14 protein-coding genes are annotated in these 12431 nt (G+C 67.9%); 4 read left to right on the forward strand and 10 right to left on the reverse strand.

Annotated elements, in window-relative coordinates; genetic code table 11:
• From OK17_RS04065 to mftE, 3 genes are all read right to left on the reverse strand, one after another.
• Positions 1-260 (reverse strand): lycopene cyclase family protein (locus OK17_RS04065; RefSeq protein ID WP_461416742.1); only part of this gene is annotated, 260 nt, incomplete at its 3' end.
• A gap of 49 nt (positions 261-309) precedes the next feature.
• Positions 310-1929 carry a mycofactocin biosynthesis glycosyltransferase MftF gene (gene mftF, locus OK17_RS04070; protein WP_461416743.1) on the reverse strand — a complete coding sequence of 540 codons (1620 nt, stop codon included), beginning with the start codon at positions 1927-1929 and terminating at the stop codon, positions 310-312.
• Positions 1926-2636: a mycofactocin biosynthesis peptidyl-dipeptidase MftE gene (gene mftE / locus OK17_RS04075; RefSeq protein ID WP_232718301.1), complete on the reverse strand. Its 711-nt coding sequence runs from the start codon at positions 2634-2636 to the stop codon at positions 1926-1928. The genes mftF and mftE overlap by 4 nt, the downstream gene beginning before the upstream one ends.
• A gap of 178 nt (positions 2637-2814) precedes the next feature.
• Between mftE and OK17_RS04080 the strand changes: the two genes are divergently transcribed.
• Positions 2815-3924, forward strand: a complete 1110-nt coding sequence (locus tag OK17_RS04080; protein ID WP_232718300.1) for a CaiB/BaiF CoA transferase family protein — start codon at positions 2815-2817, stop codon at positions 3922-3924.
• Positions 3925-3995: 71 nt separating this feature from the next.
• Here OK17_RS04080 and OK17_RS04085 read toward each other — a convergent pair whose 3' ends face one another.
• From OK17_RS04085 to mftA, 5 genes are all read right to left on the reverse strand, one after another.
• Positions 3996-4808: a mycofactocin-coupled SDR family oxidoreductase gene (locus OK17_RS04085; RefSeq protein ID WP_006866089.1), complete on the reverse strand. Its 813-nt coding sequence runs from the start codon at positions 4806-4808 to the stop codon at positions 3996-3998.
• Between the two features lie 132 nt (positions 4809-4940).
• Positions 4941-6140 carry a pre-mycofactocin synthase MftD gene (mftD, locus tag OK17_RS04090; RefSeq protein ID WP_461416744.1) on the reverse strand — a complete coding sequence of 400 codons (1200 nt, stop codon included), beginning with the start codon at positions 6138-6140 and terminating at the stop codon, positions 4941-4943.
• Positions 6141-6232: 92 nt separating this feature from the next.
• Complete coding sequence (gene mftC / locus OK17_RS04095; RefSeq protein ID WP_006866091.1) at positions 6233-7522, reverse strand: mycofactocin radical SAM maturase; 1290 nt, start codon at positions 7520-7522, stop codon at positions 6233-6235.
• A gap of 70 nt (positions 7523-7592) precedes the next feature.
• Positions 7593-7952: a mycofactocin biosynthesis chaperone MftB gene (gene mftB, locus OK17_RS04100; protein WP_232718298.1), complete on the reverse strand. Its 360-nt coding sequence runs from the start codon at positions 7950-7952 to the stop codon at positions 7593-7595.
• Positions 7952-8059 carry a mycofactocin precursor MftA gene (gene mftA / locus OK17_RS04105; protein ID WP_035753529.1) on the reverse strand — a complete coding sequence of 36 codons (108 nt, stop codon included), beginning with the start codon at positions 8057-8059 and terminating at the stop codon, positions 7952-7954. The genes mftB and mftA overlap by 1 nt, the downstream gene beginning before the upstream one ends.
• A 159-nt stretch (positions 8060-8218) precedes the next feature.
• Here mftA and mftR point away from each other — a divergent pair, with 159 nt between their 5' ends.
• The 3 genes from mftR (at position 8219) to OK17_RS04120 (ending at position 10457) form a co-directional block, all read left to right on the forward strand.
• A complete protein-coding gene (gene mftR / locus OK17_RS04110) occupies positions 8219-8845 on the forward strand; it encodes a mycofactocin system transcriptional regulator (protein ID WP_461416745.1) in 627 nt (208 codons plus the stop codon).
• 127 nt (positions 8846-8972) lie between these two features.
• Positions 8973-10031 carry a 2Fe-2S iron-sulfur cluster-binding protein gene (locus OK17_RS04115; RefSeq protein WP_461416746.1) on the forward strand — a complete coding sequence of 353 codons (1059 nt, stop codon included), beginning with the start codon at positions 8973-8975 and terminating at the stop codon, positions 10029-10031.
• Between the two features lie 96 nt (positions 10032-10127).
• On the forward strand, positions 10128-10457 hold the full coding sequence (locus OK17_RS04120) for a DoxX family protein (RefSeq protein WP_461416796.1): 330 nt from the start codon (positions 10128-10130) through the stop codon (positions 10455-10457).
• Between the two features lies 1 nt (position 10458).
• On the opposite strand, the gene OK17_RS04125 is transcribed toward OK17_RS04120, so the two are convergent.
• Together OK17_RS04125 and OK17_RS04130 are read right to left on the reverse strand one after the other, a co-directional pair.
• Positions 10459-11205 carry a DNA alkylation repair protein gene (locus tag OK17_RS04125; protein WP_461416747.1) on the reverse strand — a complete coding sequence of 249 codons (747 nt, stop codon included), beginning with the start codon at positions 11203-11205 and terminating at the stop codon, positions 10459-10461.
• A gap of 5 nt (positions 11206-11210) precedes the next feature.
• Positions 11211-12416, reverse strand: coding sequence for an NAD(P)/FAD-dependent oxidoreductase (locus OK17_RS04130; protein WP_461416748.1), 1206 nt, complete (start codon positions 12414-12416; stop codon positions 11211-11213).
• Between the last annotated feature and the right edge of the window lie 15 nt (positions 12417-12431).

Genomic DNA, 12431 nt, shown 5'->3' on the forward strand with positions numbered 1-12431 from the left:
GCGGAGGAGCCCCCGACCGCGCACCCCCGCGCGGCGGTGAGACCGTCGAGATCGGTGGCGTGCCGGACCGCGTAGGGCGCGTGGTCGCCGATGGGCAGACGTCGGAGGTCCCGCTCCTCCGGGCCCGGCCACCGCCCGGGTCCCCGCTCGAGCAGCACGACGTTCCGCCCGGGTTCCCGCGACAACCTCTCCGCGAGGACGCAACCGGCGCTCCCCGCACCGACGATGACGACGTCGGCAATCATCACATCTGCGCTCATGACACCTCGCTCATGACATGAGGGATCAGATGCGCATTGCGGGGCAATGTCATCGGGAGATGACCGGGCGCAACGCCTCCGCGTCTCGGTGGGTGATGACGCCCTGCCACAGACCCGCGCCATAGGCGAGGTCGTCGAGGCGGCGCATCATCAGGTAGCGGAACGGTCCCAGGGCCGGCGGGGTCGTCGGGTCGGCGAGGAGGTCCCGGAACCAGGACACCACCCCCTCGACGATCGCCACCTGGATCGCGAGCGTGCGGAACCGTCTCGACACGAGGGCCATCAGCAGGGCCACCGGCCAGTAGTGCCGGCAGATCGCATCAGCCGCCTGGAGCAGTCCGAAGCCCGCGGCCCGGCCGGTGAGTTGCGCCGAGACGAGCGGCGCCGACGGCAGGTCGCCCAGCCGCTTGCGAAGCCGGGTCGCGAGATGGGTCAGGATCAGCATCGCCAGCGCGGCGCCGAAGCGGGTGCGGGTCAACAGGGCGGCGACGGCCGCGGCCATCGGCACCGACATCACCAGCGGGGCGGCACGGTTTCCGTGGCGTGCGGCGAGGTGGGCCGCTCCGGTCCCGTAGAAGCATCGCCGGGACAGCACCGACCGCATGTCGGTGCGATGGTCGTGTGCCACCCGCGCGACCGGGTCGTACCGTATACGCCACCCTGCAGCGTGCATACGCCAGCATGCATCCACATCCTCGGCGACCCTGAGCGACTCGTCGAATCCGCAGAATGCACTGCGCCGCACGACAATTGCCGCACTGGGAACATAGGGGACCCGGGTGGACGGCAGGACCGCGGACTCCTCGGGACCCATGTCCAGCGAGGACCAGCCGTTCTCGTAGCGCTCGGCCAGCGAGGACGACCGGTCGGCGGACCGGAGTCCGACGATCCGCGGGGCCACGATCCCCACCGTGGGGTCGGAGAAGTGGGTGAGCAGAACCGTCAGCCAGTCCGGGTCGGGCACGACGTCGGAATCGAGGAAGGCCACGAAATCCGTGGTGGCAGCGGCCGCTCCGGCGTTCCGGGCCGCAGCAGGGCCACGGTTCTCGTCGAATCGGATGACGCTCACGCCCGGTCGGTCGGCGCCGATCGGGACGTCCGACCCGTCGTCGACGACGACGACGGTCAGACCGTCGAGTGCATCGAGGAGGCGGTCGACGCCGGCCTGATTGTCCTTGACCGGGATCACCACGGTGACGTCGGCAGGTTTCGGACCGAACATCGGACGCGGGTTGGCGACCCCGGCATCCAGGAGAGCGCGCGCGAGACGACGGGTCACGTTGTCGCACACCTCGATTCGGCCGTCGTCGGAGGTCATCCCCAGCGCGGTGTCGGACATGCGCATCAGCCGCGTCGGCGAGCCTCCGACCAGGTATCGAAGGTCACCGCCGCGCGCAGACCGCAGGTCGATCTGGACCTGGAAACCATCCGGGAGGTCGGTGCGGTTCTCCGAGGACGCCGCGTCCGCGGTGTCGGCATCGCCACCCGGACTGTCCTCCGAAACCGTCTGTGCACCAACCGTTTCGCCGTCGGCGATGGCTTCGCTGCCGAGCGTGTCCTCATCGGCCGGGTTCCTGTCGGTCACGTCCCTGCCCTCGGTCGCGTCGTCGCCACTGATGCCCTGGGCCGAACCACTGCCGCGAGGGGCCGAATCGTCGAGCGCGGTCATCCGAGTCGCCCCTGGTCGTCGACCTGCCAGGAGACGAGCGCCGCACCGAGGCGATCGGTCACCTCGGCCACCAGGCGCCGGCCCTCGTCGGCGGAGGCCTCGGTGGGATCGCCCAGCACGCCGTTGGGGCTGACCGCCCCGACACCGCCCTCACGCATGGCACCGAGAAGCGCGCCGACCGGCTCACGATTACCGGCGACCGCCCGCGACGTGTCGACCGATGACGGCGAGACATGTAGCAGCACCGAGGTTTCCGTGAAACCGGCATGTGCGTCCGCGCCCGGGAAGGCGCACGGGAACCAGGCGGCATCCCGCCCCTCGTACCGGAGGCGGGTCACCGCGTCGATCAGGGTCCGGGTGTTGCCGCCGTGTCCGTTCACGAACACGATGCGCCGCGCCCACCGGCAGGCACTGCGTCCGTACTCGATGAGCATCCCGCGCAGTGCGTCGTGACCGATGGAGATCGTCCCGGCAAAGCCCTCGTGTTCGCCGCTCGCGCCGTAATTGAGGTCGGGCGCACGGAGGATGTCGGAATCCCCGAGGCGCTCACAGACGGCGTCGGCCACTGCCGTGGCGATACGCGTGTCGGTGTCCAGAGGCAGGTGCGGACCGTGCTGCTCGACAGAACCGAGAGGTACCACGAGAGTGATCACCTTTCCATCGAGGTCCGGCCAGCTGCACTGCCCCAGCGTCGACGGTCCTGTCATCTGACCAATGCTAGCCATCGCGCTCCCAAGCTTCTGCCCCTCGGCCCAAAAACAGCGAGAAAAACGGGCCGAAAACGTCGTGCCGACCACATTGACGAGCGTTCGATCGGTTATGGAATGCTATTGCGTGACACGTGACGCCTGACACAGTGGCGGTACAACGACCGGAGGACGACACATGAGCAGTACGACACCCCACAACAGCGGAAAACCCGGCCCACTCAGCTCCATCCGGGTCATCGAGTTCGCAGGTATCGGCCCGGGACCCCACGCGGCCATGCTGCTCGCCGACCTCGGTGCCGATGTGGTCCGTGTCCAGCGCCCCGGCACGCTCCCCAAGCCCGGCGTGAACGCTGATGCGCTGCTGCGCGGCCGTCGCGTCGTCGAGGCCAATCTGAAGGACGAGACCGATCGCGCGACGATCCTCGATCTCGTCGCCAAGGCTGACGTCATCATCGAGGGTTTCCGCCCCGGCGTCATGGAACGTCTCGGTTTCGGCCCCGATGACCTCACCGAGGTCAATCCCGGCCTCGTGTACGGCCGTATGACCGGCTGGGGACAGGAAGGCCCCCGTGCCAACCTCGCCGGCCACGACATCAACTACATCTCGCTGACCGGCCTGCTCCACGCAATCGGACGCAAGGACGATCGTCCGGTGCCGCCGCTCAACCTCGCCGGCGACTTCGGCGGCGGATCGATGTTCCTCGTCGTGGGCGTGCTCGCCGCTCTGCTCGAGCGCGGCATCTCCGGCAAGGGACAGGTCGTCGACGCCGCCATGGTCGACGGCGCTTCCGTTCTGGGACAGATGATGTGGGCGTTCCGCGGCACCGGCCTGTGGAGCGACACCCGCGGCACCAACATGCTCGACACCGGCGCCCCCTACTACGAGGTCTACGAGACCTCGGACGGCAAGTACATGGCCGTCGGCGCCATCGAGCCGCAGTTCTACGCCGAGCTGCTCAAGGGCCTGGGCCTGGCCGACGCCGACCTGCCGGCACAGAACGACATCGCGAACTGGGGCAAGCTGAAGGAGATCTTCACCGAGACCTTCAAGTCCCGCACCCGTGACGAGTGGGCCAAGGTCTTCGACGGCACCGACGCCTGCACCTCGCCGGTGCTGACCTTCGCCGAGGCGCCCGCCGATCCGCACATGGCCGCGCGCGCCAACCTGATCGACATCGACGGCGTCACCCAGGCACAGGTCGCCCCGCGCTTCTCGCGCACCCAGCCGGAGACCCCGGCCGGCCCGTCGACCGAGGCCGTCGACCCGAAGACCCTCTGGGCCTGATCCGTCACCGGATACGAAGATCGCCACCTCCGTGAGGGAGGTGGCGATTTTCGTGTCCGAGGGGTCGGCGTCTAGACCTTCGAGTGCCCCATGTCGATCTGGAACTCGGCGCCCGTGATGCCCTTGGCGCTGTCGGAGGACAGGTACAGGACGGCGTCGGAGATCTCGTCGCACGCCGCGACCGGGTGGTAATCCAGCATCGACACGAAATGCGGGGTGACCCACGGCTTTTCGAAGAGTCGATGGGCTTCGGTGTCGGCGACTCCCATCGGGGTGTCGACCGCGTAGGGGTGCACGCTGTTGACGCGGATCCGGTGGTGACCGAGTTCCTTGGCCGCGGTCTGCGCCAGGCCGACGAGGCCGTGCTTGGACGCCGAGTACGACGCCTGCATCGGCATCGCCTTCAGTCCTGCGACCGAGCTGATGATGGTGATCGAGCCGCCGTTGCCGGCCTCGAGCATCGCCGGGACCGTGGCCTTGAGCGTCTTCCAGGCGCCGACGAGGTTGATGTCGACGACGTCGGTGAACTGCTCCTCGGTCAGCTCCCAGACCGATCCCCAGGTGAGCACGCCGGCGTTGGCGATGACGTGATCAAGCCGGCCGAACTGCTCCACCGCATCCGCGACCAGTTGCTGCTGGAACGCGAGGTCCCGCGTATCCCCCTGCCGCGCAAGGATCTTGCCGCCAACGCCCTCGACGAGCCGGATCGTCTCTTCGAGATCCTCGGCCGTGGCGGGCGGGTAGGTTGCGTGGTCGATGATCGGACCCGCGATGTCGAGACCCACGATCGCGGCGCCCTCACGGGCGAACCTGACCGCGTGATTACGGCCCTGACCACGGGCGATGCCGGTGATGTAGACGACCTTGCCGTCGAACTGTCCCATGGCCGAACTGTAACACGTTCTAGTTCTGTCGCGGGAGGTGTTTCGCACGGGTTCCACCGGAGAACGGGGACCGAGACACCCCCGCCCGCCGACCGGATCTCCGGCGGCGGGCGGGGTGTGTGTTCGTTCGGATCAGACGTGGCCGAAGGACCGCTTGAAGTCGTCCGGGATGATCAGATCGTCGGCGGAGAGATCGTCGACGCTCTTGTGCCCCAGTCCCATCAGCGCGCCGTCGAGTCCCATACGCATCAGATCGAGGACGTTCTCGACGCCTGCCTGGCCGTTGGCGGCGAGACCCCACAGGTAGGCGCGGCCGATCATCACGGCGCGGGCGCCGAGGGCCAGGGCCTTGGCGACGTCGCTGCCGCGGCGGATGCCACCGTCGAGGAGGACCTCGATGTCGTTGCCGACCGCATCGGCGATGTCGGGCAGCAGACGGATCGTCGCCGGGGTGCCGTCGAGGTTGTTGCCGCCGTGGTTGGACACCGAGATCGCCGTCGCGCCGATGTCGACGGCGCGCTTGGCGTCATCCAGGCGGGTGATGCCCTTGACCATGAACGGTCCGCCCCACTGCTCACGCAGCCACTGCAGGTCCTCCCAGGTGGGCGGCGGTGTGCCCATCCACTCGCCGTAGGCGCCGAAGAACGTCGGGCCGGGGACACCCTGCGGGGTGAGGTTCGGCGCGGTGAGGTCGGGGATGGTGATCTTGCCGCCCTTGACCCAGTCCAGCGCATACCGCGGCTTGACCGCGATCTCCGGGCCGAGACGCACCAGCGCCTTCAGGTTCACCTTCTCGGGGATCTCCGGGCTGCCCCAGTCGCGGCCGACGTTGAACACCCAGTCGGTCGTGACGATGAGACCCTTCGCGCCGGCGGCCCGTGCGCGCTCGGCGCGGCGGAGGATGTCCTCGCGGCTGCCGAGCCAGTAGATCTGGAAGAACACCTTGTCGTTGACGGCGGTGACCTCTTCGACGGCGTGCGAGGCGAAGCTCGACAGGCCCATCGCGGTACCACGCGCTGCCGCGGCACGTGCGACGGCGACCTCACCCTCGGGGTCGACGGCCTGCACACCGGTGGGCGAGATCATCACCGGGAAGGACAGCTCCTGCCCCATCACCGAGGTGGTCATCTCGCGCTCCGGCTGTGCGCCGACAACGTGTGGCGCCCAACCCAGTTCGTTGAAGGCCTGCACATTGTCGTCGACGGTCACACCGGCCTGCGTGCCGGCGACCAGCGACGAGTAGACCGACTTCGGCAGTCGCTTCTTCGCCCGGCGCTGGGCCTCGGTCACCGTTTCGAACCAGGGGTTTTTCGCCCAGGGGTTGAGAGCCATTTCTCCTACTCACTCACTTCTCGGATGCGTGCCATCGCCCGGGGTACCCGTGTACCCCGGGGAGGACTCGACACTGTTGGGCCGCGGGCGGATTACCGCGCAGCAGGGGTGAACCCGGCGAGCGGGTTCTCATCACAGGACTTGGTGGGCCGACCGATCGGGGTGAGGTCCCCGTCGGGTCGACGGGTCATCAGCGTCAGCGGGGTTCCGCGCGAATGATCCTTGTTCGCCGTCGGTTTGGTGCGTTCGCCGGCGAGCAGTTCCTCGCCGTAACCCTGCACGCACTCGGGATCCGGTCCGGCCAGCGGCAGACCGGTGAAGAACTTGGCGGCCATGCAGCCACCGCGGCAGGCGTCGAAGTGCGCACACTTGGTGCAGGCACCGGCATTCTGCGGTTCACGCAGTTCGGTGAACAGATCCGAACGCTGCCAGATCTCCTGGAACCCGCCGTCCGAGAGGATGTTCCCGGCCAGGAAGTTCTCGTGGATCGCGAACGGGCAGGCGTACACGTCGCCGACCGGGTCGATGAGGCACACGACGCGCCCCGCACCGCAGAGGTTGAGGCCGGGCAGACCGCCACCGGAGTCCCCGCCGAAGGCCGACAGGTGGAAGAACGAGTCTCCGGTCAGCACGCGATCACCGTGTGCGACAAGCCAATCGTAGAGTTCACGCTGCTGCTCGGGCAGCGGGTGCAGGTCGTCCCACACGTCGGCGCCACGGCCCGACGGACGCAGGCGGGTGATGCGCAGGGTGGCGTCGTACCGATCGGCCAGCGCCTTGAACTCGTCGAGCTGCGCGACGTTCTGCCGCGTCATGACGACGCTGATCTTGGCGTCCTTGAAGCCGGCCTCGGCCAGGTTCTCGAGTGCCCGGACCGCCATGTCGAAGGAACCGGGGCCGCGCACGGCGTCGTTGACCTCCGCGGTCGCGCCGTCGAGGGAGATCTGGACGTCGACGTAGTCCGACGCGGCCAGGCGTGCGGCGACCTTCTTGTCAATGCGCAAACCGTTGGTGGAGAACTTGACTCCCACCTGATGGCTGGTGGCGTAGTCGACGAGCTCCCAGAAGTCGGGGCGCACCGTCGGCTCACCGCCGCCGATGTTCACGTAGAAGACCTGCATGCGCTGCAGTTCGTCGATGATCGCCTTGCACTGTTCGGTCGACAGCTCGCGCGGGTCGCGCTTGCCCGACGAGGACAGGCAGTGCACGCATGCCAGGTTGCAGGCGTAGGTGAGTTCCCACGTCAGGCAGATCGGCGCGTCGAGGCCGCGCTCGAACTGGTCGACGAGGCGGCCGACCTTGGGCACCTGGTCGGCGGGCGCGCTCGCCCGCTGGGAGGTCACGAGTTCGGCTGCGGTGGGCGGCATCTCGATGGTCGTCATCGTGTCGGTCCTAGGGTCGGGGCGGAAGCGGGGTACCGATCGGGGGCTGTCGATCGGCGGTGGTGGTCGGTCAGGCCGCGCGAGGCGTGATCATCGCGCTGTCGGCCAGCGCGGTGAGCGCCTGCACGTACAGAGGCCGCTGTGCGGGCGTGACACCCGCGGCGAGGAGGGCTGCCTCGGCGGAGTCGTGATCGGCGAGCGACGAGACGATCCCGACCACGGTGAGGTTCTTGAGGAACGAGAGCTTACGGGTACCGAAGTGGTAGAGCAGGGCGCCGAACGGCTCGGGGCGCAGCGCCACCTTCGGGTTGAGCTCCCACGCGGCGAACGTGTCGAAGCCGGCGGGGGCATCGGGGGCTGGGGTGTCGAACCGGACCCCGGCGACCGCAGAACGGTCGCCGGAGGTCGGATTCGATGTCGGGGCTGACATCAGTAGACCCCGCACATCCCATCGATCGACACCTCTTCGACGAGCGACTCGGCGATGAGTTCGGTCTCGTTCGAGTTTGCAGCGGTAACGGCGGACTGGTCGGCCATGATCCATACCTCCTGATCTTCTAAGTGACTCGGATCACGAAGGACTATAGTGGCACTCGGTGCAGATTTCTACCGGTAGAGCAAAACTGCCCGTTCGGACAGGTGATTCGGGCACGTTCAACCGCTGCGCGAGGGCGCATCCCATATGGTGAGGTCTCGATGACCCAGACAACACCGCAGGACACGAGCCCTGGGCGGACACCCGGGCGACGCCCGATCTCTTCGCGCGCCCGGATCAGCGCGCTCGCGATCGGCCTGTTCACCACCCGGGGTTTCGAGGAGACCAGCGTCGACGACATCGCCGAGGCCGCGGGCATCGCGCGTCGCACGCTCTTCCGGTACTACTCGTCGAAGAACGAGATCCCCTGGGGAGAGTTCGACGACCACCTGGGCGAGCTACGCGGGCTCCTGGCCCAGATCCCCACCGACATCCCCATGGCCGATGCCCTCGTGGATGCCCTGGTGGTGTTCAACCGGGTGCCGCCGGAGGAGCTCGAGAACCACCGACGACGCATGTCGCTGCTACTGGGAGTTCCGGCGCTCCAAGCACATTCGATGATCATGTACGCCGACTGGCGGCACGTCATCGCCGAGTTCTGCGCGGCCCGACTCGGCCTGGACGAGAACGATCACCTGCCTCAGACCATCGGGTGGTTGTGCCTGGGTGCCGCGCTCGCCGCCTACGAGCAGTGGCTGGCGGACCCCGACGCCGACCTCGAGCAACTGATCACCGACGGCGCGCGGACCGTCGCGAACGGTGTCGCATCGCTGGCCCGCGTGCCATGATCGGCACCGCGACCACGTCGGCCTCGAGAGGGCCTCGTGGCGCACCCACCGATTGGGCTATCCTGAAGTAGAACGTGTTCTAATTCGGTCCGGTTCGCCCCGGTCCTCGACGTCGGAGAGCTGCCACATGTCTGACCTGACCCCTCACGGCTCACGAAGCGTGATCCTCACGGTGGCCGAGGTGATCGATGAGACGTCCGATGCCAAGTCCATTGCCTTCGAGGTTCCCGAGACGTCGTCGTCCGCATTCACCGATTACAAGCCGGGACAGTTCCTCACGCTGCGCATCCCGAGCGAGCAGACCGGTTCGGTCGCGCGCTGCTACTCGCTGGCATCGTCGCCGTACACCGACGCCCGCCCCAAGGTGACCGTCAAGCGCACCGTCGACGGATACGGCAGCAACTGGGTCTGCGACAACCTGGCCCCCGGCTCCCAGGTCGAGGTGCTGCCACCGTCGGGCGTCTTCACCCCCAAGTCCTACGATGACCCGCTGCTCCTGATCGCCGCGGGCAGCGGCGTGACGCCGGTGATGTCGATCCTCAAGGCGGCGCTGAAGAAGAGCAGCGCATCGATCGTCTTCTTCTACGCGAACCGCACCGAGAGCGACGTGATCTTCGCCGCCGAGCTGCGCGACCTCCTCCACGCCCACGCCGACCGGCTCACCGTCGTGCACTGGCTGGAGAGTCTGCAGGGGCTGCCCAGCGCAGCAGCTCTGGCTTCGGTGTTCGCGCCGTACTCGACCACCCACACCGCCTACATGTGCGGTCCCGGTCCCTTCATGGATGCCGTCCACAAAGCCTTGGCGCAGGCCGACTTCCCGCACCACCACGTCCACACCGAGGTGTACAACTCGCTGTCCGGCGACCCGTTCGCCGACGTCGAGCTCGAGGAGGTCAGCGAGGAGGACCAGGCGTCCGCCGCCACGGTCGAGGTCGAACTCGACGGCGAGACCCACACCCTGAGCTGGCCGCGCAAGCGGACACTCATCGACGTGATGCTGGCCGCCGGGCTCGACGCCCCGTACTCGTGCCAGGAAGGCGAATGCGGTTCGTGCGCCTGCACTCTCACCGAGGGCTCGGTCGACATGGACAACGCCGGCGCGCTCGACCCCGAAGACATCGAGGACGGGTACATCCTGGGTTGCCAGGCCCACCCGACCTCGGACTCGCTCAAGATCGAGTTCTGACCGGAAGCCCCGAACAACCCGAAGGAGCACGACGACGTGGCCACCATCCGGAAGTCTCGGCTGAACCCGCTCCAACTCGCGCGCGGTCTGGCGGTGATGCTCCTCGGCATCGGAGTGCTCCATTTCGTCGCACCCAAGCCTTTCGACGAGATCATCCCGGAGGAGATCCCCGGCGATCCGCGCACACTGACCTACCTGTCCGGTGTCGCCGAGATCGGCTTGGGCGCCGGACTTCTCGTGCCGCGGACCCGCCGCCTGTCCGGGGCGCTGTCGGCACTGTTGTTCCTCGCCGTCTACCCCGCCAACCTCAACATGGTGCGACTCTGGCGGGACAAGCCGCTGCCCTACCGGATCGTCGCCCTGGCACGCCTGCCGTTCCAGTTCCCGATGATCTGGGCGGCCATCCGCGTGGCGCGCGAGGGCTGACTCACCTCAGCCCGCGGAAGTATGCGCGCTCCTCCGGGCTGCGGTGCTCGATCGCGTAACCCAGTGCGGTGCGGCCCATCCGGGCGGCGTTCTCCTCGAGGTACGTCAGGAGTGTCTTCTCGTCGACGCGCTTGCCCGTCTCCCGGAGCATCCATCCGAACGCTTTCTGGATGAGGTCCCGACGATCGTCGCGGACAAGGGACGCAACCGCCAGAAGTACCGATGCGTCACCGTGTTTGATGTGGGCGAAGGTCGCGATGATCCCCACACGGCGCCGCCACAGGTCGTCATCGGCGGCATGTTCGACGATGACGTCGGAAGCGTTGCGCAGGCGGCAGGACTCACCGAGTACGGGATCGGCCGAGGAGTCCACGAGATCCCAGTTGTTCACCCGGCCCCGATGCACCGCGTCGAGGTACAGCTCGACCCACTTCGCGGCCTCGTCCCGGTCCGGGCCGGATCGCCGCCGCAGGGCTTGTTCGAACTCGCCGCGGAGCAGGGCTAGCGCGATGAACCGATGTTCGTGGACCGGCGAATCCAGGAGGAAGACAACCTCGCCGGCGTCGATGCCGCGGAAGCGTTTGGCGATCGCCCGCTGCTGCGGCACACGTAGGCCGATGAACTCGTCGCCCTCGCCGTAACCGCCTGGGCGGACCTGGAAGAACCTGGCCAGGTCGACGGCACGCTGCGGGTCGGCGAGCTCGGCAGCGGCAGCGCACACCGCCGCAGCCGTCAACTCGGCACCCACCGGCGCTAGAGCAGGTCGGCGATGGGTGTCGGCGTCTGCAGTTTCGGCCGTGTCTTCATCACCGCACCGACCTTGCCCGCGCCGACGACGCCGGTGAGGATGCCGTCCCGGCTGTAATAGGCAACGAACTTCTTGCCGTCGTCGGAGACGATGTGCACGGTGTCGTCGGCGCGAGGCGTACCGAGCACCTGGATCTTCACATCGAACTGGTCGCTCCAGAAGTACGAGACCGCCGCGGTCACGGCGTCACCGCCGGTGATCTGGTGCGCGACGACCGAGGCCTGATCGACCGTGTGATTCCAGTGTTCGACGCGCTGCGGGGTGCCGTCGTCGTCGCGCCAGTTGGCGACGTCGCCGAGGGCGTAGACGTTCTCGGCGCTGGCGTGTCCGGTTGCATCGCAAGCGATTCCGCCGCCCACCTCGCGCGGCGCCAGTTCGATCCCGGAGCCTTCCAGATAGCCGGTGACGGGCGTGGAACCGATGCCGACGACCACGAGGTCAGCGGGGAGTTCGGTACCGTCGGCGAGCTTCACCGCGGTGACCTTCGGCCCGTTCGCACCGTCGGTGACGACGATCTCGGTCACACCGACCCCGGTGCGCAGATCCACGCCGTTGTCGATGTGGAGTCGGGAGACCAGCTTGCCGATCTCCTCGCCGAGCGCCACCGCCAGCGGGGTGGGGGCGGGTTCGACGAGGCTGACGCTCAGCCCGCGCGAGGTGAGGCTCGCGGCCACCTCGCAGCCGATGAAACCGGCGCCGATGACCACGGCGGTCGAGGCGGAATCGATCTCACCGCGCAGCGCGACCGCGTCGTCGTAGGTGCGGATCATGTGTACCCCCGCGACGGCGTCGGCGATGCCCGGGAACGGCCGCGGATCGAGACCGGTGGCCAGCACCAGGGTTTCGTAGGCGAGCGTGTCGCCGGACGCCAGAGTGACGGTTTTGTCCGCCGGCGACACCGATGTCACCGCGGAGCCCAGACGCAGGGTGATGTCGGATTCGCTGTAGAACTCCGCCGGTTTGAGGTCGACGCGATCGTCCTTGCCCAGGAGCACCGACTTCGACAGTGGCGGACGATCGTAGGGCGGATGGTCCTCAGCCCCCACCAGGGTGATCGGATCGGCGAACCCGTTGTTGCGCAGGTTCTCCGCGACCCTGATGCCGCCCAGGCCCGCCCCGACGATCACGACGCCCGCGCCTGATCCACTCATCTTTCGTCCCCTCTC

Source organism: Gordonia sp. GN26 (assembly GCF_054823965.1).